Origin of the sequence: Sorangium sp. So ce327 (assembly GCF_051530205.1) — a bacterium.
GTDB classification, from domain to species: domain Bacteria; phylum Myxococcota_A; class Polyangia; order Polyangiales; family Polyangiaceae; genus Sorangium; species Sorangium cellulosum_B.
This window is the reverse complement of sequence record NZ_CP150330.1, coordinates 5,565,277-5,588,323: the sequence shown is the minus strand read 5'-3', so window position 1 is coordinate 5,588,323 and position 23,047 is coordinate 5,565,277. Positions and strand designations below refer to the sequence as shown.

Annotated in this window: 22 protein-coding genes; 4 read left to right on the top strand and 18 right to left on the bottom strand. The window is 72.9% G+C overall.

All coding sequences use genetic code 11. The features are described 5' to 3' along the window. Window positions 1–46: 46 nt before the first annotated feature. The gene (locus WME95_RS20890) at window positions 47–985 is read left to right on the top strand and encodes a DMT family transporter (protein WP_437910181.1); all 939 of its coding nucleotides are present in this window, start codon (window positions 47–49) and stop codon (window positions 983–985) included. Between the two features lie 54 nt (window positions 986–1,039). Here WME95_RS20890 and WME95_RS20885 read toward each other — a convergent pair whose 3' ends face one another. The 4 genes from WME95_RS20885 to WME95_RS20870 all read right to left on the bottom strand — a co-directional run bounded on the left by WME95_RS20885 (window position 1,040) and on the right by WME95_RS20870 (window position 5,244). Further along, window positions 1,040–2,785, bottom strand: coding sequence for a cation:proton antiporter (locus tag WME95_RS20885; protein ID WP_437910179.1), 1,746 nt, complete (start codon window positions 2,783–2,785; stop codon window positions 1,040–1,042). Window positions 2,786–2,893: 108 nt separating this feature from the next. Continuing rightward, on the bottom strand, window positions 2,894–3,568 hold the full coding sequence (locus WME95_RS20880) for a glutathione S-transferase family protein (protein ID WP_437910177.1): 675 nt from the start codon (window positions 3,566–3,568) through the stop codon (window positions 2,894–2,896). 57 nt (window positions 3,569–3,625) lie between these two features. Further along, window positions 3,626–4,597 carry an NAD-dependent epimerase/dehydratase family protein gene (locus WME95_RS20875; RefSeq protein ID WP_437910175.1) on the bottom strand — a complete coding sequence of 324 codons (972 nt, stop codon included), beginning with the start codon at window positions 4,595–4,597 and terminating at the stop codon, window positions 3,626–3,628. Then, entirely contained in the window at window positions 4,594–5,244 is a 651-nt protein-coding gene (locus WME95_RS20870) for a class I SAM-dependent methyltransferase (protein WP_437910173.1), read from the bottom strand. The genes WME95_RS20875 and WME95_RS20870 overlap by 4 nt, the downstream gene beginning before the upstream one ends. Window positions 5,245–5,872: 628 nt before the next feature. On the opposite strand from WME95_RS20870, the gene WME95_RS20865 reads away from it, so the two are divergent. Beyond that, window positions 5,873–8,314 (top strand): S8 family serine peptidase, encoded by a 2,442-nt coding sequence (locus tag WME95_RS20865; protein ID WP_437910171.1) that lies wholly within the window; start codon window positions 5,873–5,875, stop codon window positions 8,312–8,314. 9 nt (window positions 8,315–8,323) lie between these two features. Here WME95_RS20865 and WME95_RS20860 read toward each other — a convergent pair whose 3' ends face one another. The 14 genes from WME95_RS20860 to WME95_RS20795 all read right to left on the bottom strand — a co-directional run bounded on the left by WME95_RS20860 (window position 8,324) and on the right by WME95_RS20795 (window position 20,739). After that, window positions 8,324–9,451: an RtcB family protein gene (locus WME95_RS20860; RefSeq protein WP_437910169.1), complete on the bottom strand. Its 1,128-nt coding sequence runs from the start codon at window positions 9,449–9,451 to the stop codon at window positions 8,324–8,326. Beyond that, window positions 9,448–9,831, bottom strand: coding sequence for a ribosome-binding factor A (locus WME95_RS20855; protein ID WP_437910167.1), 384 nt, complete (start codon window positions 9,829–9,831; stop codon window positions 9,448–9,450). The genes WME95_RS20860 and WME95_RS20855 overlap by 4 nt, the downstream gene beginning before the upstream one ends. A gap of 289 nt (window positions 9,832–10,120) precedes the next feature. Next, window positions 10,121–10,771: a hypothetical protein gene (locus WME95_RS20850; RefSeq protein WP_437910165.1), complete on the bottom strand. Its 651-nt coding sequence runs from the start codon at window positions 10,769–10,771 to the stop codon at window positions 10,121–10,123. Window positions 10,772–10,885: 114 nt separating this feature from the next. Continuing rightward, on the bottom strand, window positions 10,886–11,599 hold the full coding sequence (locus WME95_RS20845) for a hypothetical protein (RefSeq protein ID WP_437910163.1): 714 nt from the start codon (window positions 11,597–11,599) through the stop codon (window positions 10,886–10,888). A 72-nt stretch (window positions 11,600–11,671) separates the two neighbouring features. Continuing rightward, entirely contained in the window at window positions 11,672–13,045 is a 1,374-nt protein-coding gene (locus tag WME95_RS20840) for a 3-deoxy-7-phosphoheptulonate synthase class II (RefSeq protein ID WP_437910161.1), read from the bottom strand. Between the two features lie 152 nt (window positions 13,046–13,197). Then, the gene (locus tag WME95_RS20835) at window positions 13,198–14,181 is read right to left on the bottom strand and encodes a hypothetical protein (protein WP_437910159.1); all 984 of its coding nucleotides are present in this window, start codon (window positions 14,179–14,181) and stop codon (window positions 13,198–13,200) included. 68 nt (window positions 14,182–14,249) lie between these two features. Next, on the bottom strand, window positions 14,250–15,977 hold the full coding sequence (locus tag WME95_RS20830; protein WP_437910157.1) for a serine/threonine-protein kinase: 1,728 nt from the start codon (window positions 15,975–15,977) through the stop codon (window positions 14,250–14,252). A gap of 317 nt (window positions 15,978–16,294) precedes the next feature. Beyond that, complete coding sequence (locus WME95_RS20825) at window positions 16,295–16,465, bottom strand: hypothetical protein (protein ID WP_012236312.1); 171 nt, start codon at window positions 16,463–16,465, stop codon at window positions 16,295–16,297. Between the two features lie 226 nt (window positions 16,466–16,691). After that, window positions 16,692–17,498, bottom strand: coding sequence for an RNA polymerase sigma factor (locus WME95_RS20820; protein WP_437910155.1), 807 nt, complete (start codon window positions 17,496–17,498; stop codon window positions 16,692–16,694). Beyond that, window positions 17,495–17,872, bottom strand: coding sequence for a hypothetical protein (locus tag WME95_RS20815; RefSeq protein WP_437910153.1), 378 nt, complete (start codon window positions 17,870–17,872; stop codon window positions 17,495–17,497). Before WME95_RS20815 ends, WME95_RS20820 begins: the two co-directional genes overlap by 4 nt. A gap of 217 nt (window positions 17,873–18,089) precedes the next feature. Then, the gene (locus WME95_RS20810) at window positions 18,090–18,407 is read right to left on the bottom strand and encodes a PEGA domain-containing protein (RefSeq protein WP_437300722.1); all 318 of its coding nucleotides are present in this window, start codon (window positions 18,405–18,407) and stop codon (window positions 18,090–18,092) included. Between the two features lie 2 nt (window positions 18,408–18,409). Then, entirely contained in the window at window positions 18,410–19,984 is a 1,575-nt protein-coding gene (guaA, locus tag WME95_RS20805; RefSeq protein WP_437554042.1) for a glutamine-hydrolyzing GMP synthase, read from the bottom strand. Between the two features lie 69 nt (window positions 19,985–20,053). Next, entirely contained in the window at window positions 20,054–20,353 is a 300-nt protein-coding gene (locus WME95_RS20800) for a hypothetical protein (RefSeq protein ID WP_437910151.1), read from the bottom strand. Further along, entirely contained in the window at window positions 20,350–20,739 is a 390-nt protein-coding gene (locus tag WME95_RS20795) for a hypothetical protein (RefSeq protein WP_437910149.1), read from the bottom strand. The genes WME95_RS20800 and WME95_RS20795 overlap by 4 nt, the downstream gene beginning before the upstream one ends. A gap of 70 nt (window positions 20,740–20,809) precedes the next feature. Here WME95_RS20795 and WME95_RS20790 point away from each other — a divergent pair, with 70 nt between their 5' ends. Then, complete coding sequence (locus tag WME95_RS20790) at window positions 20,810–22,090, top strand: glutamate-5-semialdehyde dehydrogenase (protein WP_437910147.1); 1,281 nt, start codon at window positions 20,810–20,812, stop codon at window positions 22,088–22,090. A 56-nt stretch (window positions 22,091–22,146) separates the two neighbouring features. After that, window positions 22,147–23,040: a ribosome silencing factor gene (gene rsfS, locus WME95_RS20785; RefSeq protein WP_437554034.1), complete on the top strand. Its 894-nt coding sequence runs from the start codon at window positions 22,147–22,149 to the stop codon at window positions 23,038–23,040. The last annotated feature ends 7 nt before the right edge of the window (window positions 23,041–23,047 follow it).

The window sequence follows — 23,047 nt, the reverse complement described above, 5'->3', positions numbered from 1 at the left end:
GTCCCCTGGTGGAGCGAGCCTGGTGAAGAGCAGAGAAGCAGATGGGATGTCCCCTCATGAGGGCGTGGGCGCGTTGACGGGCGAGATCCGGGCTGGCCTCCTCGACGACGGCCGGACGTTCGCCGTCCTCTCGGCGGCGACATTCGCGCTCAAGGCGATCTTCGTGAAGCTCGCCTACGCCGCGCACCCCGTCGACGCGGTGACGCTGCTCGCGCTGCGGATGGGCATCGCGCTGCCGTTCTTCCTGTGGCTCGCCCGGAGGGAGCGCGGCGCGGTCGAAGGGCCGCTGACGCCTCGCCTCTGGGGAGGTGTGCTGATCGTCGGGTTCATCGGATATTACCTCTCCAGCCTGTTCGACTTCATCGGGCTCACGTACATCAGCACCGGCCTCGAACGGCTGATCCTGTTCGTGTATCCGACGCTCGTCCTCCTGATCGGCGCGGTGTGGCTGAAGCAGCCAGTCCACGGGAAGGCCTGGGGAGCGCTCGCCGTGTGTTATCTCGGGCTCGGGGCGGCCGTCTGGCACGATCTCGAGCAATCCGGGGACGTGCGGGCCGTCGCCATCGGCGGAGCGTGGGTGTTCGCGAGCTCGGTGACTTACGCGCTCTACTACATCGGCGTCGGCAAGCTCGCCTCCAGGGTCGGCTCGACGCGCCTCGCCGCGTATTGCGGGGCGGCATCGTGCCTGATGGTGCTCGCGCACTACGCGGCGACGGGGAGCCCGGCGAGGCTGGGCGAGCTCCCGGCGTCGGTGTGGGGGTACGCGGCGGCGATGGCGACGATCAGCACGGTGCTCCCCATCGTGCTGCTCGCCGCCGCCATCCGGCGGCTCGGCGCGGGCCGCGCGGCGACGTTCTCGACGCTGGGCCCGGTGCTCACGATCGCGTTCTCGTGGGTCATCCTGGGGGAGCCGGCCACGTGGCAGCAGGTCGTCGGGCTCACGCTGGTCGTGGGCGGGGTGACCTGGCTCGGCAAGTCGAAGTGAACCTGCGCCCCGCTCGGGAGCGCCGGGGCCGCGGGGCGCATGCCCGCCGCGAGGTCAGGCGTCGTGCACCGCGGGGCGAGGCCCTGGTGAGCCGCTGCCGAAGAGCTCGCTCCGGACGCGATCGCGCTCGCGTTCGAGCTGCTCGGACGTCGCGCCCAGCCGCACGAGGAGGCGCTCGGTCATCGAGAACGCGACCTCCGCCTCGCCGGTCACCACGACGTCCGCGCCCGCCTTCTTCAGCGCGGTCACCTCGCGCAGGTAGAAGGCGCGGGCGAGGACGAACAGCCGCGGGTTCACGCCCTTCGCCTGCTCGATCACCCCGTCCCCGGGCGCGCCGGCCGCCGTGAACAGCAGGCTGTCCGCCGTCCCGACCCCGGCCCGCTCGAGGATCTCCCGCTGCGTGGCGTCGCCGTAGATCGCGCGGATGCCCTGGTCCTGCAGCTGCTTCACCGTGTCGAGGTTCAGCTCGACGACGGTCGGCGCGATGCCGTTCTCACGGAGCAGCCGCGTCAGCGTCTTCCCGACGGGGCCGTAGCCCACCACGACGGTGCGGTGGGCGTGCTCGTCCAGCGAAGCGGCCTCGGCCTCCGCGAGGGCGGCGTCGCGCTGCTGGAAGAGCGCGGACGTCCACCGCGCGAGGCGATCGCGGAAGCCGAAGAGCATCGGGTTCAGCGTGATCGACACGATGGCGGCGACGACGAGCGCCTGCTCGGCCTCGACGGGGAGCACGCCGAGCTTCTTGCCGAGCGCCGCGAGGATGAACGAGAACTCCCCGATCTGCGCGAGCGAGAGGGCCACGGCGAAGCCGGTCTGGAGGGGGCGGCGGAGCAGCGTCGTCACCACGAGCGCGGCGAGCGGCTTGCCGATCAGCACCACCGCGAGCGTCGCCGCCGCCAGCTGCCAGCCCACGGCGAGCTGCGCCGGGTCGAGGTGCATCCCCACCGAGACGAAGAACAGCACGGCGAACGCGTCGCGCATCGGGAGCGCCTCCGAGGCGGCGCGCGAGCTGAAGTCGGACTGGCCGACGACCAGCCCGCCGAGGAAGGCGCCGAGCGCCATCGACGATCCGAAGAGCATGGCCGAGCCCACGGCGACGCCGAGCGCGACGACGAGCACCGTCAGCGTGAAGAGCTCCCGCGAGCCGGTCTTCGCGACGTACCCCAGCAGCGCGGGGATGACGCGCTGTCCGACGATGAAGATGAACGCCACGAGCCCGGAGAGCTTCAGGACCGCGACCCCCACGGATACGGCGACGCCCGCCGCGCCCGCGCCCGCGGCTTCGCCCATCACGGCGGGGAGCAGCACGAGCACCAGCACGGTGAAGACGTCCTCGAGCACGAGCCAGCCGATGGCGAGGTGGCCAGCGGGGGTGTGCAGGACGTCGTTGTCGCTGAGGACCCGCGTGAGCACGACGGTGCTCGCCACCGAGATGGCGACGCCGAAGACGACCGCCGCGCCCCACGTCCAGCCCGCGGCGCGGCCGACCAGGGCGCCGAGCGCTGTGGCGACCGCGATCTGGATGAGGGCGCCGGGCACGGCGACCTTGCGCACGGCGAGGAGCTCGCGGACGTGGAACTGCAGGCCGACCCCGAACATCAGCAGGATGACCCCGATCTCCGCGAGCTGGTCCGCGAGCCGCTTGTCCGCCACGAACCCCGGGGTGAAGGGGCCGACGAGGATGCCGGCCAGCAGGTAGCCCACGATGGGGGACAGCCTTAGGCGCTGGGTGACGAAGCCGAGCGCCAGGGCTCCGGTGAGTCCGCCCGTGATCGTGAGGATAAGATCGAGTTCGTGCGGCATGTCCCCGTCTAGCGCTTTCCGTCGCCGTCCGCCGCGTCGCGGTGCGGCGCCGTGGGTGATCCCGAGCGCGGCGTGGGCCGCGCTCGCCTCTATTTACTTGTTTACGTGTTACACGCCCACGACGCCGATGGCCTCGTACTCCTCGATGATGTGTGGCTCGTCCTTGGCCTTCGCGATCCACGCCTGCATCGCGGGCAGCGCGAGGATCGACGCCACGTAGCGCCGGGAGACCGCGTCGAGCTCGACGCCGTACGTGTCGAACCGCGTCGCGACCGGCGCGTACATGGCGTCGGCCACGCTGAAGCGCCCGAACAGGAACTCGCCTCCCTGGCCAAAGCGCGATCGGCAGTCGTTCCATATCGCCTGGACGCGCGCGACGTCCTGCGACGCCGCGTCGGTGAGCGCCACGCCCTGGATCTTCCGCCGCACGTTCATCGGCAGCGCGGTGCGGAGCGCGGTGAAGCTGCTCGCCATCTCGGCGCTCACCGATCGCGCGACGGCGCGCGCGTCGCGCGCCTCCGGCCAGAGCTTCGCCGCGGGGAAGAGCTCCGCCGCGTACTCGGCGATCGCGAGCGACTCCCAGATCGTGAGCGCCCCGTGCTGCAAGGCCGGCACCTTGCCCGACGGAGAGTAACGCTGGATCTCCAGGGTGCGCGTGCCGGGCGCCTGGAGAGGGATCACCACCTCTTCGAAATCGGCGCCAGCCTGCTTCAGGACGAGCCAGGCCCGGAGCGACCACGACGAATAGGTCCTGTTCCCGAGGTAGAGGGTGAGCTCAGACATGCGCGGACTCTACCACCGCGGCCGACCCGCGCGGCGGCGGCCGCGCCGACGGCGCGCTCACTGCGCTCGTCGCGCCAGCTCGCCCCCGAACACCTCGCTCGCCAGCGCCTCCACCGCCCTCCGGACCGCCTCGTCGCTCGTGTGGCGCACGCGGAAGCCCAGCGCCGCCAGCTTGCCAGGATCCATCCGCGATCGCGGCACGTCGCCAGGCCAGCCGCGCTCGCCTCCCTGATACCGGATCACCGCGTCCGGATAGGGCGACGCCGCCACGCACAGCTCCGCGATGCGCGAGACGCTCGTCGCGTCCTCGGGCGCGAGGTTGTGGATGTTGAGCCGCTCCCTGGCCTGGTCGAAGCCGAACAGGATCCCCTCCGCGCAGTCCCGGACATCGAGGTACGGCTTCGACTGGCGCCCGTCGCCGAGCACCTCGAGCTCCGTCCGCCGATCGCGCAGCTTCTTCAGGAAATCGAGCGCCGCGCCGTGCGTCCCGCGCGGCCCGACGACGTTGCCGAAGCGGTAGATCCACGCCGTGAGGCCGAAGCACTCGACGTAGGCGCTGATGAGCGCCTCGCCCGCGAGCTTGCTCGCGCCGTAGAGCGAGATGGGAAGGGCGCCGAGATCGCCCTCCGCGCACCGACGCGCGGTGTCGCCGTAGACCGTCCCGGAGGACGAGAAGATCAGCCGGCTGACGGCCGTCCGCCGCATCGCCTCGAGCACGTTGTACGTCGCGATGGTGCCCTGATCGAGGTCGAGCCGCGTCCGCGCGAGCCCCCAGCGCGCCTCGGGGTTCGCCGCGAGGTGCACGACGAGGTCGTGGCCCGCCATGGCCTCGGTGAGCCGCTCCAGATCGAGGGCGTCGGCCTCGACGAGCGTCGCGCGCCCGGAGGCGAGGTGCGACGCCACGAACGCGCGGCGCCCGACAGAGAGGTTATCGTAGATCGTCACGGGGCCGCGCTCGACCAGGCGATCGATAAGGTGGCTCCCGATGAACCCGGCGCCGCCGACGACGAACGACCTGAGCTCCGTCATCGCGCGTCTCCCGTGGTTCCGGTGATCTCCGCGGCCAGGCGCTCGATCCGCGCCGCGAACTGGAGCCGATCCTGGGTCACGAGGCGGAACGGCAGGTCGTGGATCCGGAGCGGCCACTCGAGGCCGGTGATGCGCCCGCCCGCGCCGCGCGCGAGCGCGACGAGCTCGCCCGGCGTGAAGTACGTGCCCCGCACCTCGACGTCGGGCGCGGCGTTGCCGGCGAGATCCATCCAGAGCAGCACGCGCTCCGAGACTGGGCCGAACCGGAAGTGATCCTTGAGCGCGACGACGCGCGACGCGACCCGGAGCGCCTCGGCGAGCAGCGCGTCGGGGCGCGCGGCGTGGTGCAGCACGTCGGAGAGGAGCACCGCCTCGAACGCCGCGTCGGGGAAGGGGAGGCGCTCGCCGTCATAGCCGATGACCGGCAGCGCCGCCCCGGGGCGCGCCTTCACGTCCACGCCGACGACGCGGAGCGCCCCGACCAGGCGCGCGACCTCCAGCGCGACCGTGCCGTCGCCCGCGCCCACGTCGAGCAGCGACGCCGCGGGGCCCACCTGCGCGGCGAGCGCCCGCGCGACGCGGCCCACGCGCGGCACGTGGACCAGGCGATGGTGCAAGGAGAACAGGGCGCGCTCGAGGACCGTCATCGTGCATCCGAGCCCCGGCGCGGCCCGCGCCGGAGAGCCGCGCCACGCTAGTCGAGCGCTCGAGGACCGGCAACGTCCGGGGCCGTCCCCGCGCCGCCGGAGGCCGAGGCGGCGTCCTGAGCGCGACGAGCTCGTACGCCGCGGCATGGCAGGACAGCGACGACATCGCGAGATAACGACCTCTCGAGGGCGCCTCTCATGGCGCCCTGGGCTCCGTGGTCGTCGCGCCACCGCGCCACCGCGCCACCGCGCTCCGTCGCGCGTGGCAGGGCCGCACAGCGCAGCTCTCGTTACGCCCTACCCGAAAGGGCGGCTGCTCTGAAACAACCACTCTTCCATGGTCTGCGACAATGACGGTCTGTGGCGCGCGCCGCCCTCCGTTCTCGCGCCGCTCGCGCTTGACCGATTCGCGTCATCGAACATAGCTGAATCGATGATGGGAGCGCGCGGGAAGGGGCGTGTGAGGTGCGGTGGTTGTCGGCTCGTTCTGGCATCTCTCTGGTTCGCCATTTCAGGGTGCAGCGGAGAGACTGGAGACAAGGAGGCGGGCCAGGACACTGTCCCTCCGGACGACTCGGAGCCAGGTGAAGCGACGTTCGCGCCGGAGGAGGCCACGGAGCTCTGGTTCGTGGAGTTCGAGCGAGCGCCGGCCGCGAGAGGCATCGGTGGCGCCAGCGTCAAGGGCCTTATCGACCAGGAGCGGGATCTCTTCCGGCGAGCTGCCGCGGCCCGGGGGCTCCGGTACAAACAACGATTCTCGTTCGAGGAGCTCTGGAACGGCCTCTCCGTCCGGGTCGCGCAGGAGAGCTCGGCTGCGCTCGTGGACATGCCCGGGGTCAAGGCCGTCTACCCCGTGGCGCCGGTGGAGCTCGACACCACGCGCGCCGCGCCGACGGTCGACCCGGACCTCGCCGTCGCAGGCGAGATGTCGGGCGCGGACGTCGCGCGCCGGGAGCTCGGCGTGACCGGCGAGGACATCCGCGTCGGCGTGATCGACAGCGGCGTCGACTACCATCACCCCGATCTCGGAGGCTGCTTCGGCCCGGGCTGCCGCGTGGCGTTTGGCTACGATTTCGTCGGCGACGATTTCGTCGCCGGTGACGCGACCAAGCCGCCCGTGCCCGACGGAGAGCCGGACGATTGCCTGGGCCATGGCACGCACGTCGCCGGCATCATCGGGGCGAACGGGGTCGTGCAGGGCGTGGCCCCGGACGTGACCTTCGGCGCGTACCGCGTGTTCGGCTGCCGCGGCGGCTCGCGCGCCGACATCATCCTCAAGGCGATGGAGCGGGCAGCCAGCGATGGCATGCACGTCATCAACATCAGCATCGGAACGCCGTTCCAGTGGCCTGACTACCCGACGGCCACGGCGGCGAGCGCGCTCGTCGCGCGCGGCGTCGTGGTCGTCGCGTCGATCGGCAACAGCGGAGAGAAAGGGCTCTGGGCCGCGGGCGCGCCCGGCGTGGGTGAGGCGGTCATCGGCACCGCGTCCGTCGACAGCACGCGCGTCACCACCCTGTCGTTCACCGTCGCGCCGGGCAACGCCGTGATCGGCTACACCCGCGGCGCCGGGAGCCCGCCCGCGCCGCTCTCGGGGAGCGCCGCCCTCGCGCGCACGGGGACGACCACCAGCGCCCGCGACGCGTGCGCCGAGCTCCCCGCCGGCAGCCTCGCGCGCCAGATCGCGCTCGTCCGGCGCGGCGGCTGCTCGTTCCACCAGAAGGCCGCGCACGCGCAGGCCGCGGGCGCCGCCGGCGTCCTGTTCTACAACGACCGGTCCGGGGCGATGAGCCCGTCCGTGGAGGGCGACCCTCCGATCACCATCCCGGTCGTGGGGATCGCGCAGGCCGACGGCGAGCTGCTCAACGCGCGTCTCGACGCGGGGCCCGTGACCCACAGCTGGACGCACCAGGCCGTGGCCGCGCGGAACAGCACCGCGGGCCTCGTCTCCCGCTTCAGCTCGCACGGCCTGAGCGCGGCGCTGTCCTTCAAGCCCGATCTCGCCGCGCCCGGCGGCACGATCTACTCGACGGTGCCGATCGAGCAAGGTTCGTACGACACGCTCAGCGGGACGTCGATGGCGGCGCCGCACGTGGCCGGGGCCGTCGCGCTCCTGCTCGCCGCGCGCCCTGAGCTGTCCGCGGCGCGCGTGCGCGACGTCCTCCAGAACAGCGCGGTCCCCGCGCCGTGGAGCGGCGATCTGGGCGCCGGCGTGCCGGAGAGCGCGCACCGGCAGGGCGCAGGGGTGATCCGCGTCGACCGGGCGATCCGCGCGACCACCGTGATCAGCCCCGGAAAGCTCTCGCTCGGAGAGAGCGAGGCCGGCCCCGCCGCGCGCACGCTGACGCTCGAGAACTCGAGCGGGCACGACGTCACCTACGACCTGTCACACACGCCCGCGGCGTGCGCGACCGGGGGCGACCACTGGGCGCCGGCGAGCGCCACGACCGGCGCCGCGCGCGTCGATTTCAGCGCCGCGAGCGTGACGGTGCCCGCGGCCGGGAGCGCGACCGTCTCCGTCACCGTCACGGCGAGCGACGCGCTCGCGGAAGGCGGCCTGTTCGGCGGCTACCTCGTGTTCACGCCGCGGGGCGGCGCGGCCGACGGCCTGCTGCGGGTGCCGTATGCGGGCTTCAAGGGCGATTACCAGAGCCTGCCCCTCCTCAAGCCGTCGGGTTTCGGCGCTCCGTGGCTCGGCAAGCTGAGCGGGACGCGCCTGACCCAGCAGCCGCGCGGCGCGGTCTACACGCTGGCGTCGGACGACACGCCGTATGTGGTCGTCCACCTCGATCACGGCGCGGAGCTCCTGACGCTGGACATCGTCGACGCCGCCACGGCGAAGCCGTGGGGGCGCGCGTTGATGCTGTCCCACGTCGGTCAGAGCGCGTCCGCGACGGCGGTCACGCGGTATGGATGGAAGGGCACGACGAAGCTCGACGGGAGGCACACCGTCGTGCCGGACGGGGATTACCTGATCAAGCTCCGCGCGCTCCGGGCGCTCGGCGATCCGGACAACGAGGCGCACTGGGAGACGTGGACGTCGCCCGTCGTCACCCTCGACCGGCCGTGACGGGTCCGCTCATGGCGCCTTGTAGACGAGCACCGGCCAGAGCCGGCGGACGACGCGCACGAGGTCGCGTTGCGCCCGCATGACCGCGCCGATGTCCTTGTAGGCCGAGGGCGCCTCCTCGCGCAGCCGGTCCGCGAGGCGGTGATCGAACCACACGCCCTCGGCCTCGCGCAGCAGCTGCCGCGCGCCGATGCGGCGGCGCGCCTCGCCCCGCGGCAGCGCGCGCCCGGCGCCGTGCGCTGACGAGCCGAGCGCCTCGGGGTGGCCGCGCCCCTCGACGTGGAAGCTCGGGCTCCCCATCGACCCGGGCACGACGCCGGGCTCCCCCTCGCGGAGCCCCATGGCGCCCTTGCGGTGCACCCACAGCGCGCGTCCGCCGTGCTCCTCGCGCCGGACGTGGTTGTGATCGATCTCGATGCGCGACGACGCGTCGGCGTCGACGCCGAACAGCTCGGCGAAGAGCGAGAGGGCCTCGGTGACCATCCGCGCGCGGCTCGCCCGCGCGTACCTCGCTGCCCAGGCTGCATCATCGAGGTACGCGCGCCCGGCCTCGCTGTCGGCGTCGAGGAAGCGGACGCCCGACGGATCCCGCGCCGCGAGCGCCTCGTGGTGCTGCCGGATCGCCGGGCCCATGGCGCGCGAGCCGCTGTGGAGGAGCAGCCACAGCGCGCCCTCCTCGTCGCGCTGCACCTCCAGGAAATGGTTGCCCCGGCCGAGCGTACCCAGCTCCATCCGGCCCTCGCGGTGCTTCATCGCCTCGAGGCGAGGCGCGCCGAGCCGCGCCTCGGCGAGATCGCCGGGCAGCGGCGGGGCGCCGGCGGCCGGGCGCAGCAGGTGCGGGACGCGGCCCCGCAGCGCGGAGAGGAGCTGCGCCGCGCGATCGCGATCCGCGAGCAGATCGGCGTCCGCGCGGAGCCGCAGCGCGACCATGCCGCAGCCGATGTCGCCGCCGACCGCCGCCGGCAAGAGGCGACGGGTCGTGGCGGTCACCGTGCCGACGCACACCTCGTCGGCCACGTGCGCGTCGGGCATGACCGCGATGTGCGCGACGTCGTCGGTGCGCGCGAGCCGCGAGAGCGACGCGCTGAGCGCCGCGCTCGCGCCGTCCGGGAGCCACGCGGAGATGCGCGCGCTCACGGCTCTCCCTCCGGCGGCAGCACCTGAAACGCGAGCGTCGGCGCGCGCTTGCGGGTGATCGCCCCGGCGACCTCCGCGCGCACGTAGCCCGTCACCTTCTCCAGCCGCGCCGCCGCCACCTCCGGCGGCGTGCCAGGCCTGACCTGCACGACCACCGCGAGCCGGCTGGCGTCGGGCGCCGGCTCCACACCCATCACCCAGACGTCCTGGAGGACGTCGTCGCGCAGCGCGGCGAGCGCGTCGCTCACCGCCTCCTGCACCTGACGGCAGAGCTGGCGCTCCTTGCGCTGCGCGCTCCGCGCCGCCGTCCCACCGAACAACGAACCTGCATCCACGACGGAGCGCGCGCGTTCGCGGCTCCGCGATCGATCTTTGCCCATGCCATGCTCCCGAGAGCGCAGCGACGCACCTACGCGTCGGCCGCGCAGTTCCAGCGACACGCGAGATGAACTCGGGGATGTGAGCCTCGCCGGCGCGCTCAGCGGCGCGTCAGGCCGAGGCTCGTCGATGCAATGGGGTGCATGGCGGGCCTCCTTCGCCGCGTAGGGTGCACGAGCGAGGGCCGCGGTGCAAGGCGCGCCCGGGCAGCGCTCCCGGCGGGGGCGCTGCCCGGGCGCCCGCTCGTGGCCGGCGCGCGGCCTGCGGCCCGCGCCCGGCACACCGAGGGGATTACGTGGCCTGGCGGTACGTCGGCTCGGCGCACTGGCGCTCGGCGGCCCTCGCGACGTCGCGGAGCATCTGGGGGATGAGGAACCTGTTGAGGGGCCTCATGAGGGCGTCCCAGAAGAACAGCCCCCGCCGCGTCCGCGTGTCGGTCGCGCGGATACGCAGCTCGTACGAGAGCATCGTCCGACGCTGGCCGTAGGGCGTCACGATGTAGCCCCCCACCATCTTGATGTGCCCGGGGCAATCGAACGCCTTGAACTCGGCGGGCGTCCGCCTCGTGAACAGGCTCTCTGCGTTCTTCAGACGCCCGATCGAGCCGATGGCGATCTCGGAGCCCTCCTTCTCTGCCAGCTTGATCTCGCCGTAGTCCTCGACGTTCAGGAGCGTCATCCGCGCGCGCGCGGGCAGCGGCGTGAGGCGGAGCCGGCGCCGGGCGCGCCGGATCTCGGCCACGCGGAGCGCGAGGGCCGCGCGCAGCAGGAAAGAGCGGCTCCTCGCCAGATCCAGCCGCTTCAGCGCGGCGTACGTCACCTCCGGCGTCGCCATCACCACGATCTCGTGGTTCGCGACGATATCGGCCTCCGGCAGGAAGTACTCGAGCAGCGTGGGGCACGCCCCGGAGCGCTGCTGGCCCTGGGACGAGGCGCCCGTCATGGACTGACCCGCTCCCTGCCGGAGCTCACCCTGTTCTCTCGATATGCTTTGCATGGCGAACTACCCCCTGCGGTGATTCATTGGGGTAGTCTCGACGGATCGCCAGTGATCGCGCTACGTGGCCTGCTGGCGATGATGATGCGCCGGCGCCGCGCACTGGTAGTTGGCGACCCTGGCGACGACGCGGAGCATCCGGCGCATGACGAGCCTCCCGAGCGGCGCCGTCAGCGCGTCCAGGAGGAACAGCCGCCGCCTCGTCCGCGTGTCGGTCGCGCGGATGCGCGTCTCGTACGCGAGCAGCGTCCGGCGCTGTCCGTAGGGCATCACGACGAAGCTCGCCGCCGCCTTGAAGTGACCCGGGCAGTCGAACGACTTGAACTCGGCGGCGGTCCGCCTCGTGAACAGGCTCTGCACGTTGAACAGGCGCGCGATCGAGCCGATGACGATCTCGGAGCCCTCCTTCTCGGCAAGCTTGGACTGGCCGTAATCCTCGATGTTCTGGAGCGACATCCGCGCGCGCGCCGGGAGCGGCGCGAGGCGGAGTCTGCGCCGGGCGCGCCGCACGGCGGCCAGGCGGAGCGCGAAGACCGCGCGCAGCAGGAGAGAGCGGCTCCTCGCGAAATCCACCCTCTTCAGCGTGGCGTACGTCACCTCCGGTGGCGCCATCACCACGATCGCGTGGTTCATGACGATATCGGCCTCAGGCAGGAAATGTTCGAGCAGCGTGGGGCTGGCGCCGGAGCGCTGCGGGCACTCGTGCGAGGCATCCGTCGCGGCTTGCTCTCCGCCCTGTCGGCTCTCACCCTGTTCCGTCGAGATGGTCTGCATGGCGAACTACCCCCTGCGGGTGTTCATTGGGCAGTCTCGACGGAACGCCAGCAGGGGACTCCTGCCTTCGACTCAGCCCTTCGCGCGCCGGGAGGCCTCCGCCATGCGGTGGGCGATGCGGAACGCCATCTCGAGCGACTGGCGGTAGTTCAGCCTCGGATCGCACAGGCTGGCGTAGCGCTGGTCGAGATCGGACTCCGTGAGCCCCGCCCCGACGCACTCGGTGACATCGTCGCCCGTGAGCTCGAAGTGGACGCCGCCGAGGTGGGATCCCATGGATTCGTGCACCTCGAAGCTCGCCTCGATCTCGGTGAGGATATCCTCGAAATTCCGTGTCTTGATCCCGCTGGACGTCGTCTGGGTATTGCCGTGCATCGGGTCGGACATCCAGAGCACCTTGCGCCCCGCGGACCGGACCGCCTCGATGAGCGGCGGGAGCCCGTCGCGCACGCGGCCCGCGCCCATGCGCACGATGAGCACGATCTTGCCCTGCTCGTCCGCCGGGTTGAGCCGATCGAGGAGGCGGATGACGTCATCGCGGAGCGTCTTCGGGCCGAGCTTGATGCCCAGCGGGTTCTCCACGCCGCTGAAGAACTCGACGTGCGCGCCGTCCGGCTGCCGTGTGCGCTCGCCGATCCAGGGCAGGTGGGTCGTCAGGTCGTAGAAGCCAGGCCGGCGCGCGACCTTCCGCGTCTGCGCGGACTCGTAGTGCAGGTTGAGCCCTTCATGGCTCGTGAAGAACTCGACCCGAGAGAGCTCCCCGACCGGCACCTCCGCGAGCGCCTCCATGAACCGAAGGGCCTCCCCGACCTGCTCCGTCATCCGCTGGTATCGTTCGCGCAGCTCCCCGGGCAGATCCGCCCGCTCGAGGAAGCTCAGGTCCCAGTACTCGGGGTGGTGCAGATCGGCGAAGCCGCCCTCCGACAGGGAACGGATGAAATTCAGGGTGATCGCCGCGTGCTGGTATCCCGCGATCATCAGGTTTGGATCGGGGCGCCGGGCGGAGGCGTCGAAGGGAGCGCGATTGATGAGATCCCCGAAATAGCTGGGCAAGCTCACGTCATTGCGCGTCTCGACGGGGCTGGAGCGCGGCTTGGCGTACTGCCCGGCAAAGCGCCCGAGGCGCACCACCGGCCGGCGGGCGCCGTGCACCAGCACGAGCGACATCTGGAGCAGGATCTTGAGCTTGTTCGTGACGATGTTCGGGCGGCAGTCGTCGAGCGTCTCCGCGCAGTCTCCCCCCTGGAGCACGAACCGGCGGCCGAGCTGCGCTTCGGCCAGATAGCCTTTGAGTCGCTCGACCTCCCACGAGGTCACGAGCGGCGGCAGCGCCCGGAGCTTCTCGACGGCCACCTGGACGGCGTCGGGATCGTCATAGGGGAGCGGCGCAGCGTTGAACCGTTCACGCCATGAATCTGGAGACCAGGGTTGAGCAGGAACGTACATGAGTTGAGCCCTATTATGGCAAGGCTCCCACCTGCGCAACCCTCGGTCAACGTCATCGATTCGAGCGTGAGGCGATGGGCTCGCAGGCGCGGTCATCGGCTCGCAGGCGCGGTCATCGGCTCGCAGGCGCGGTCATCGGCTCGCAGGCGCGGTCATCGGCTCGCAGGCGCGTCGGCCGCCCGGGGCGATGGCCCGGTGCGCGCCTCGATCGCCTGGATCGCCGCCTTGATCTCTCCCGCGATCGAGGCGCACGCCGCCGCGCACCGGCTCATGCCCAGAAAGCCGCAGCCCTTGCCCTTGCTGGTGACGAGGGGCGCGAGGACATCGACGGCGCGCCGATCGCCATCGGTCGTCGCGCGCGCCAGCAAGGCCTGCCTCGCCTTGCAGGAGGGCGCGATCCGGAGCTCGTGCGCGATGCGCAGCGCGGGCGTCGCCCGCCCCAGGACCGCGGCCTCCGCGAGCCGCTTCGCGGCGCGCTCCTTCAGCGCGGAGCTGCCCACCGCGAGCTCGTAGAGCAGATCCGCCCCGTGGCTCCCCATGCCGCTCGCCATCAGGTCGAGCGCGGCCGAGGCCGCCTCGGGCGGTCCGCCGGCGGCGCTCGAGACGATGCGCTTCACGTCGTCGTCGGCCGCCGCCCCCGGATCGAGCTCCAGCAGCCGCTTCGCCGCGGCGAGCGCGGCGGCGTGGTAAGGCGGCGGGAGCGCGTGGCGCAGCATCAGCGCGCGGAAGATCACCGGATCCTTCGGGTAGCGCGAGGCGAGCGCCTCCAGCGCGAGCACGCCGCCCGCGGTCGCTGTGGCGAGCTCGTCGGCGGGGACAGCATCGGAGGGTCGCGGCGCGACCGGACGCCGGAGGCCGGAGCTCGACGGCGGCGCGCGCTCTGCGAGCGAGGCCGCCTCGAGCCGGGAGAGCGAGACGCCGTCGCGCAGCAGCGCCGCGGCGAACACGACGGCGACGAGCGCAGCCGCCCCCGTGACCAGCCAGAGCGCCGCGGGCGGCGTCCGCGCCAGCAGGGAGGCGCGCGAGCCCGAGGCGTTGCCGCCTGCGCCGAGCACGGTGGTTGTTCCCGCCTGTGTGCCCGCCCTGTCGGGGCTGCTGGCCTGGCGGGCGCTCGTCCCAGGTGCCTGCGCTGGCATGGCCTGCTCCCCCTAACACACGCCCGGACAGCGGCCCATGGCCCACGTCCGGCGGCCCAGCCGCGGGCTCATCGCCGCTGTCCTCGCCACTGGAACAGGGCGGCAGCGCCCGCGGCGAGCACGCTGATGAGGAAGAGCAACGCGTCCCAGATGGGCCATGCGATGCCGATGGCGCGCTGCAGGAGCACGGCCTCGACGAGCCGCACGAGCAGCGACGCCGACCCGTAGGCCACGAGGGCGATCACGACGGGCGTCGTGAGCCGCGGCGCGAGCGCGCTCATCCGGGCGTCGTCCCGCCAGACACGCCGGAAGACATAGAAGCCGCCGAGCAACCCGACGCCGAACAGGGCGCACAGGATCCCGAGCGTGAGCAGGGTGGCGCCCTGGCCCGACAGCGCGGCGGCATCGCCGCGCGCCGCGCGCGCGAAGCCGGCGAGGCAGCTGACGAGGCCCGCGCCGAGCCACCCGAGGCCGAGGCTCACCGCGAGGAAGACCATCTGCCGCGTCAGGTACGCCTCCGACGACGCCGAGCCGGGAAGGCCGAAGGCGTGCGAGAGCGCGTAAGGCCGCCCGAGCACGACCGACGCGCGGGCGAGCGACGCGCGAGCGCTGGGCGGCCCGGGCGCGGCCGCTTCCTCGTAGGGCGCGAGCTCGCTGGCGAGCTCGCCCATCGAGGCGTGGCGGCCCTCTCTCTCCTTCGCCATGGCGCGCTGGACGACGGCCTCCAGGCCCGGCGGGATGTCCGGGTTCAGCGATCGCGGCGGCGGGGGCTCCTCCGTCATGACCGCGAGGAGCACTGCCGTCGGGTCGCTGCGCTCGAAGGGGCGCTGCCCGGTGAGCGCGTGGTAGAGGACCGCGCCCACGGCGTAGATGTCGGCTCGAGGGTCGATCTCGTCCCCCTTCGCCTGCTCCGGGGCCATGTACGCCGGCGTTCCGAGCACCATGCCCGTCCTCGTGAGCGTGGACGGCGCGGAGGTCTTCGAGATGCCGAAATCGAGGACCTTCACGGTCGGACACGCAGGGTCGCCCGTGAGGAAGATGTTCTCCGGCTTGATGTCCCGGTGAACGATGCCCGCTGCGTGCGCGGCCGCGATGCCGTCGCACACCTCGCGCGCGATCCGCACCGCGGCGCCGGCCGGCAGCCGCCCTCCCGACCCCGCGAGGAGCTCGTCGAGGCCCTTGCCATCCAGGTACTCGGCGATGATGCACGGCCGGCCGTCGCTCAGCCGGTTCACGTCGAAGATCTCGACGACGTGCGGGCTCCGGATCGACGCTGCGGCTTCTGCCTCGCGCTGGAACCGCGCGAGGACGGTGGGCTGCTGGGCGAGCTCGGGGTGGAGCGTCTTCAGCGCGAACCGCTTGCCCGGGATGCGGGTGTGGTGCGTCTCGTAGACGCGGCCCATGCCGCCTTCGCCGAGCAGGCGGATGACGTGGTACGCGCCCGCCACCGTGGTGCCGACGAGCGGGTCTGCCTCCGCCGGCTGCCCGTCCGCCGCGCTGTCCGCAGGGCTCGCCGCGCTCGCCGTGGGAGGAGCGGGTGGACGGACCGTGTCGGCGGTCGCGTCGTGCGCAGCCGCCGCTGCGAGCCCCTTGGGGAGCGCAGCGGGGCGGACCGTCTCGGCGGCCAGCTCGTACGCCGCCGCGCCCGACGCGGAGGGAGGGGGAGCCCCCGCGGGAGGAGGGGGCGGCGGAGGGCGAACCGTCTCCGCGGTCGTGGAGGTGACCGCAGCGGCGGCGGCCGCGGCCTGCGCTCCGCGCACGGCGGCAAGCGCGGCCTGCCGCTCCGTGTCGCTCATGACGCGGGTGGGTCCGTCGCCCTCCTCGCCCCCTGCAGAGCGAGACGAAGGCACGGCAGGAGTGCCCGAGCGACCGGGCGAAAAGCTCGAATCCGACACGCTCAGGGCCTCGCTCCCATGGATCCGGGTCGAACCTCACCAGAGGCGAGGATCGACGAGTCGTCGCCAACGCGCGGGCGAACACCGCGAGGCGACGCTACCACGGATCGCGCCGCGCGAGGGCGCCGACCTGCGGAACCGCGATCGGCACGTGATGTCGAGGTGTTCGCGCGGCCGGGCTGGCAAGTGTCGCGCGGTGCGTAACGGTGGTCAGCCGGTCAGCTCGCGGGCTGCTCGACCTGGACGGGCTTCTGCTTGGCAGCCTTGCGCTGCTCCGCATCGAGCAGGCCGATCCGCGCCTTCTGGCAGCGCTTCAGGCGCTTCTTCTTGAGCGGGGTGGCGAGCCATTCGTGACGCAGACGGACATTCCACTTCGGAGTATTGGCCATGATCGTAGGACTTTCTCTGCGAGGGCGGCGGAGACTACACAAACGTGCGGGGGCGTCAAGCTGTCAGTGGGGTCGCCCGCTTCGTATTTTTCGCTCTTGTCTTGCCGTTTACCGTGTGTGCCGTCCGCCGTCGCGTGGTCGCGTGGTCGCGTGGGTGTGTGCGGCGCCGTGTGTGTTGCGTTCTGTCCCTATCGTCTGTGCGTTGGTGGCGCTGGCCCGCAGCTCCTTACCACGGCGCCGGCGGGGCGGTCCTGGCAATGGCAGCGCGCTCGTCGATCCGCTGCTGGAGGTGGCGCCAGAGCGCGCGTGCAGCGGGCGCGGGGACGGGAGGGAACGCGCGCACGGTGTGGAGCATGGTTGCGGCGCTCGTGTGGAGGGGGCGCTCCGACGCGGTGAGGGCGCACAGGGCGCTGCGGCGCTCGGCCGACTGACGCGCGACGGCGGCGCGGAAGTCCTCGCGGGCGAGGCGCAGGCGGGAGCGGACCGTGTTCTCGTTGAGCGAGAGCTCGCCGGCGATGTCGGCCACCGCGACGCCGAGGAGATCGTACATGACGAGGATCACGCGCCGCTCGGGCGCGATCTTCAGCAGCAGCGCCGTCACGATCTCGGCGCGGTCCGCGCCCGCGAGCGACTGCTCGGGCGTCGGCGCCGGGGCGCGCCCGTCGAACGGCCAGGACACGCCGGCCCCGGAGGGGATCTCGCGACGCCGGTGAGCGCGCGCGTGGTAGTGGCTCGTCTTTCTCCATGCGATGCCGAACAGCCATCGATGCAGCGCCGCCTCGGGCGTGATGCGAAGGGGTGGCGGTCCTTCCGCGGCGAGCCCGCCCGCAGGGGCCGCGTGGAAGCGCCATGGCTCGTAGCTGGCCAGGCCACGATAGGCCGCGAGGAAGACCTCCTGGAGCATGTCGTCCAGATCGTTCACCGAGACACCCAGCCAGCGGAGCGCGTGATGAAGGAACGGCAAGCCCACGGCGTAGACCGTCTCGAACGACGGGCGCGCCGGCGCGGACGGCGAGGAACGCGGCGGCGTCATCCGGAGCCTCGTGGCGCCGGGATCTCCGCGCCGGCGCAGGTGGGGTAGGGGCGCGGCGCAGGCCGTCCGGATGGCACATCGAACGCCGGCGTCGGCCGGAGCCAGCGCTCGACCGGCTCGAGCTCCACGAGCATGTCCAGAGAGGTCCGGAGGGAGAGGCGGAAGTCGTCGTCCTCGGCGGCTCGAGCGCTGTGGAACGCGACATAAAACAGCACGGTGCCCAGCTGCATCGCCCGCGGATCTCCCCGGCGTTGCAGGAAGCGATCGGCGAGATCGCACAGGGCGTGAAACAGGCGGCCTCCCGGACGACAGCTCTCGGGGCCGCACACCTCGAGGGTGGCGCACCGGCGGGCGCGCCGAGCTGATTTGTTCATCGAAGGCGCGCGCGTCTTCGTCACGCGCGCCTTCGGACTGCTCCGATTCGGCATGATGCGGTCCCCCGTAAAGTGGAGATCGGGATGGATGCCGCGTGCATCCACCCCATGGATTACGGAGACCGCGTGGAGATGATTTCGTCCTGTGCTCTCGCGCGTGCGCCCCGGTGAGGGGGCGGCTGCGCCAGGCCCAGCCGGCGCCAGCCCCGCGAGATCGTCAATCCGGCACGGGCGTGAGCTGCACCTGGAGGTGGATCGGCGGGGCGCCGCTCCTGGCCTCGACAAGGCGGTCCCAGGCGAAGTAGCCGGCCTTCTCCACGGTGATCCGGTGCGCGCCGGGCGGCAGCGCGACGCCGTGGGCGGCGACGTAAGCGAGCGCGCCGATGTACTGGTCGTCGATGGTGACCGACGCGTCGGGCACGTTCCCCTTCACCCGCAGCGAGACCGTCGCCGGAGCCCGCGCGACGCACGCCGACAGCCCGAGCATCAGGAGCGCCGCCGTGGCGCGCGTCCGCTTCGCGCTCGCGCTGGCCATCGTCACTCCCACTCGATCGTCGAGGGCGGCTTCGAGGACACGTCGAGCACCACGCGGTTCACGCCGCGCACCTCGTTGATGATGCGCGAGCTGGCCCGGGCGATGAGGTCGTAGGGCAGCCGCGCCCAGTCGGCCGTCATCCCGTCGGTCGAGTGCACCGCGCGGAGCGCGATCGCCTCGTCGTAGGTGCGCTCGTCGCCCATCACGCCCACGGAGCGCACCGGGAGGAGCACGCAGAAGCTCTGCCAGAGCGACTCGTAGAGCCCGGCGGCGCGGATCTCCTGGTCGAAGATGGCGTCGGCCGCCCTGAGCACGCGGAGCTTCTCCGGCGTCACCTCGCCGAGGCAGCGCACCGCGAGCCCCGGGCCGGGGAACGGCTGGCGGTACAGGATGTCCCGCGGCATGCCCATCGCCTCGCCGGCGGCCCGCACCTCGTCCTTGAACAGCTCCCGCAGGGGCTCGATCAGGCCGAGGTTCATCCGCTCGGGCAGGCCGCCGACGTTGTGGTGGCTCTTGATGACCGCGCTCGGCCCCTTGAACGAGACGCTCTCGATCACGTCGGGGTAGAGCGTGCCCTGGACGAGCCACTTCGCGCCCTGGACCCGCTTCGCCTCCTCCTCGAACACCTCGATGAAGAGGCGGCCGATCACCTTGCGCTTCTGCTCGGGATCCACGACGCCGCGCAGCCCCTCGAGGAACCGCGCCGACGCGTCGACGGCGTCGAGGTTCATGTGGAAGTGGCCGCGGAAGGTCCGCTCGACGCTCTCCGCCTCGCCCTCGCGCAGCAGGCCGTTGTCGACGAAGATGCACGTCAGCCGGTCGCCGAGGGCGCGCTGGCAGAGCACGGCGGCGACCGAGGAGTCGACCCCGCCCGAGAGGCCCAGGATGACGCGGTCGCTCGGCCCGGCCTTCTCGCGGACCGCGGCGATCGCCTCCTCCACGAACGACGCGGGCGTCCAGGTCGGCGACAGGCCGGCGACGTCGAACAGGAAGGACTGGAGGATCTCCTTGCCGCGCGGCGTGTGGACGACCTCGGGGTGGAACTGGAGGCCGTAGAGCTTGTCGCGCTCGCGGGCGACGGCGCAGAGCGGGCTGCCGGTCGTGGTGCCGAGCGACACGAACCCCTCCGGCATCGCGGTGAGCCGATCGCCGTGGCTCATCCAGACGTCGATGGAGTCGCCCTCGGCGAAGCGCGAGAAGATGCCCGTCGGGCGCTCGACGCGCACCGCCGCGGGGCCGTACTCGCCCCCGGTGTGCGCGCGCTCGACCTTGCCGCCGAGGTGATACGCCATGAGCTGGAGCCCGTAGCAGATGCCCAGCGTCGGGACGCCGAGCTCCAGCACCTCCCGGGAACAGCGGGGAGCGTTGTCTCCGTACACGCTGGCGGGGCCGCCCGAGAGGATGAGCGCCCGCGGGGCGAGCCGGCGCAGCTCGGCGACGGGCACGTCGAAGCGGTGGATCTCGCAGTAGACGCCAGACTCGCGCACGCGCCGGGCGATGAGCTGCGTGTACTGAGAGCCGAAATCGAGGATGACGACGAAGTCCCGCCGGGGTGAGAGCATGGCTGCCGCTAGCATGGCGGGGCTGGATCCGCCAGAGTCGCGCGGCCCAGGCGCTCGCCGCACGCCCGCTCGCGGCGCCCTGCGCTACGGCTGCGTGGGCGGCGGCGGCGGCGTGGTGGGCGGCGGCTGCGTGGACGCGGGCGGCGCGCCCGGCGACGGGGCGAGCAGCGGCGCGCCCGGCGTCGCGTCGGTCGCATCCGGCTCGTCCGGCGGCGCGGCGGGCGCGTCGCCGACGCCTCCGTCGTACTCGCGCGGGCGCTCGTACTCGGGCGGCGGACCGGGCGGGAGCGGCTTCGGCGCGGCGGAGGAGCACGCCGCGGCGAGGTGCGCGGCGAGGATCGCGGCGAGCGCGGCGATCGGCGAGGCGTGGCGGGCGCGTGTCATAGCTCCACTCCGCTCCCCCCGGTGTTCCCGGGAGGAGCACGATACGGCGGTATTTCGGGAGGGCTGGCCGGATCGGGCGGGACCTGGAGCCCCTCCGGATCGGCGAACGGCAAGGAGGGGACGGAGGGGGCCGCCGGCGGCGCGTCGAGCGGCGCCCCCAGCGCGCCCGGCGCCGCGAGCGGGATGCCGGTGCTCGCCGTGGCGGGCGCGTCCGCGCCTGCGTCCGAGCCCCTGCACGCCGGCGCGATCACGGCGAGGAACGCCCCCGCGAGGAGCGCCGCGCCGCGCCGCGGGCGGGCAGCGGCGCTCCCTGTGCGGGCGCGGCGGGCGTCTCGGGAGCGGGGTGCGAACGACGCCTGGCTCGAGCTTCGGAGATCGCCGGACACGGCGGGTACGCTAGCATGGACGCGCAGGAGAACGGTTGGCCCGCGCAGGGAGGCGAGCTAGGTTCCCGCTGTGGAACAGAGCAACATCGATCTAGAGGGCACGCTTCGCGCGCTCTGCCAGCGCGCCCGGACGGCTGCCCGCGCCCTCGCCCCGCTGGACAGGGCCCAGAAGGACCGCGCGCTGCGCGCCATCGCCGAGCGGCTGCGCGCCGAGGCCGGCGAGGGCAAGCGCTCCCCGGTGCTGGCCGCGAACGCCGAGGACGTGGCCGCGGCGCGCGCCGCCGGCGTCTCCGAGGCGCTCGTCGACCGGCTCGTGCTCGACGAGGCGCGGCTCGCGGCGATCGCCGGCGCGGTGCTCGAGGTCGCCGCCGCCAGCGATCCGGTCGGGCAAGTCGTCGGGATGGAGCGGCGGCCGAACGGGCTCCTCGTCGGGCAGGTGCGCGTCCCGCTCGGCGTGATCGCGATGATCTACGAGTCGCGCCCCAACGTGACGGTCGACGCCGCCGTGCTCTGTCTGAAGAGCGGCAACGCCGCGATCCTCCGCGGCGGCAAGGAGGCGGCGCGCTCGAACGCGGCCCTCGGCGAGCTGATCTCGGACGCGCTGCGCTCGGTCGGGCTGCCGGCCGACGCCGTGCAGAGGGTCCCCTCGCTCGACCGCGAGGCCACGCGGGTCCTGCTCGGGCTGACCGGCATGATCGATCTGGCCATCCCGCGCGGCGGCGAGGGGCTCATCCGGTTCGTCGCGGAGAACGCGCGCGTCCCCGTGATCCAGCACTACAAGGGCGTGAACCACCTCTACGCCGACGCCGGCTGTGACGTCGAGATGGCCTGCCGCCTCGTCGAGAACGGCAAGCTCCAGCGCCCCGGCGTCTGCAACGCGCTGGAGTGCCTGCTCGTCCACGAGAGCGTCGCGGCGCCGCTGCTCGGGCGCGTGGCCGCGCTCTCGGAGCGCGGGCTCGAGCTGCGCGGCGACGCCGCCACCTGCGCGCTCGTGCCGTCGGCGCGCAAGGCCGCGGAGGACGACTACGGGCGGGAGTTCCTCGCGCCCGTCCTCGCGGTCCGGGTCGTGCGGTCGCTCGACGAGGCGATCGAGCACATCGGCCGCTACGGCTCGATGCACACCGAGGTGATCTGCACGCCCCGCTACGATCACGCGCAGCGGTTCCTGCGCGAGGTCGACGCGAGCTGCGTGCTCGTGAACGCGTCGTCCCGGTTCAACGACGGCGGCGAGCTCGGCCTCGGCGCGGAGATCGGCATCTCCACGACGAAGCTCCACGCCTACGGCCCGATGGGGCTCGCGAGCCTGACGACGCTCAAGTGGATCGCGTACGGCGAGGGCCAGACCCGCTGACGCGGGCGAGACGAGTGGCGCCGGTCATCGACCGGGCGCAAGAAAGCGAGAGAACGTTGGCGAGCAAGAAGGACGCAGGCGAGGGGAGCAGGAAGCCGCGGGCGAAGTCGGGGCCTTCGGCGAGCGAGGGCGCGGAGCCGCGCGCGCCGGCGCGGAAGAAGGCGACCACGGCCAAGGCGGGCGCGGCCGGTCGAGCGTCGTCCGCGGCGAAGCCGAAGCGGCCGGCGTCGCCCCGGATCCGCGCCTCCCACGCGGGCGTCGGCGAGCCCGGCGCGAAGAAGGTGGTCCGCGCGCGCCGCGCGGGCGGCGAGGCGGAGCCGCTGGAGCGCGCGGCGCGGCCGATCCCGGCGGATCGGCCGGCCTCGAGGGCGCGGCGTCCGTCGCGCGACGACGGCGACGCGCCGGCCCCGCGGGCCGCGCGTGGCGGCGGCGAGGGCGGCGCGAAGGCGGCGCTGCCGCTCGCGGGGCGGTCGCCCGCGCGCGCCAAGTCGCCGCTCGCCGGCCCGAAGCGCGCCGGCTCGCGCCGGAGCACGCCGCCGCCCGTCCCCGAGCCTTCGGCCCCCGCGCGCGAGCTCGCGCTGACGCTGGCCGCGGCGGGGCTCGACAAGAAGGCGATCGGCGTCGAGATCCTCGAGGTCGTGGGGCGCGTCGACTACGCGGACTACCTCGTGATCATGACCGGCCGCTCCGACAGGCACGTCCACGCGATCGCGACGGGGCTGGAGGAGGCGGTGCGCAAGCAGAAGCTCGCGCCGCTCTCGATGGAGGGCCTCGCCGCGGCGACCTGGGTGCTCATCGATTTCGGCGACGTGGTGGTGCACGTGTTCCAGGAGGAGACGCGCCGCCTCTACGACATCGAGGGGCTCTGGATCGACGCGGGGCGCGTCCCGGTCCCGGAGGAGAGCCTGCCGCCGGGGGCGCAGCCCGCCCCGCGGTTCGATCCGAGCTGAGCGCGCC

Coding starts and splice junctions, on each gene's coding strand:
- WME95_RS20890 (WP_437910181.1), top strand. CDS start 47: ATGTCCCCTCATGAGGGCGTGGGCGCGTTGACGGGCGAGATCCGGGCT.
- WME95_RS20885 (WP_437910179.1), bottom strand. CDS start 2,785: ATGCCGCACGAACTCGATCTTATCCTCACGATCACGGGCGGACTCACC.
- WME95_RS20880 (WP_437910177.1), bottom strand. CDS start 3,568: ATGTCTGAGCTCACCCTCTACCTCGGGAACAGGACCTATTCGTCGTGG.
- WME95_RS20875 (WP_437910175.1), bottom strand. CDS start 4,597: ATGACGGAGCTCAGGTCGTTCGTCGTCGGCGGCGCCGGGTTCATCGGG.
- WME95_RS20870 (WP_437910173.1), bottom strand. CDS start 5,244: ATGACGGTCCTCGAGCGCGCCCTGTTCTCCTTGCACCATCGCCTGGTC.
- WME95_RS20855 (WP_437910167.1), bottom strand. CDS start 9,831: ATGGGCAAAGATCGATCGCGGAGCCGCGAACGCGCGCGCTCCGTCGTG.
- WME95_RS20850 (WP_437910165.1), bottom strand. CDS start 10,771: ATGACGGGCGCCTCGTCCCAGGGCCAGCAGCGCTCCGGGGCGTGCCCC.
- WME95_RS20845 (WP_437910163.1), bottom strand. CDS start 11,599: ATGCAGACCATCTCGACGGAACAGGGTGAGAGCCGACAGGGCGGAGAG.
- WME95_RS20840 (WP_437910161.1), bottom strand. CDS start 13,045: ATGTACGTTCCTGCTCAACCCTGGTCTCCAGATTCATGGCGTGAACGG.
- WME95_RS20835 (WP_437910159.1), bottom strand. CDS start 14,181: ATGCCAGCGCAGGCACCTGGGACGAGCGCCCGCCAGGCCAGCAGCCCC.
- WME95_RS20830 (WP_437910157.1), bottom strand. CDS start 15,977: ATGAGCGACACGGAGCGGCAGGCCGCGCTTGCCGCCGTGCGCGGAGCG.
- WME95_RS20825 (WP_012236312.1), bottom strand. CDS start 16,465: ATGGCCAATACTCCGAAGTGGAATGTCCGTCTGCGTCACGAATGGCTC.
- WME95_RS20820 (WP_437910155.1), bottom strand. CDS start 17,498: ATGACGCCGCCGCGTTCCTCGCCGTCCGCGCCGGCGCGCCCGTCGTTC.
- WME95_RS20815 (WP_437910153.1), bottom strand. CDS start 17,872: ATGAACAAATCAGCTCGGCGCGCCCGCCGGTGCGCCACCCTCGAGGTG.
- WME95_RS20810 (WP_437300722.1), bottom strand. CDS start 18,407: ATGGCCAGCGCGAGCGCGAAGCGGACGCGCGCCACGGCGGCGCTCCTG.
- guaA (WP_437554042.1), bottom strand. CDS start 19,984: ATGCTAGCGGCAGCCATGCTCTCACCCCGGCGGGACTTCGTCGTCATC.
- WME95_RS20800 (WP_437910151.1), bottom strand. CDS start 20,353: ATGACACGCGCCCGCCACGCCTCGCCGATCGCCGCGCTCGCCGCGATC.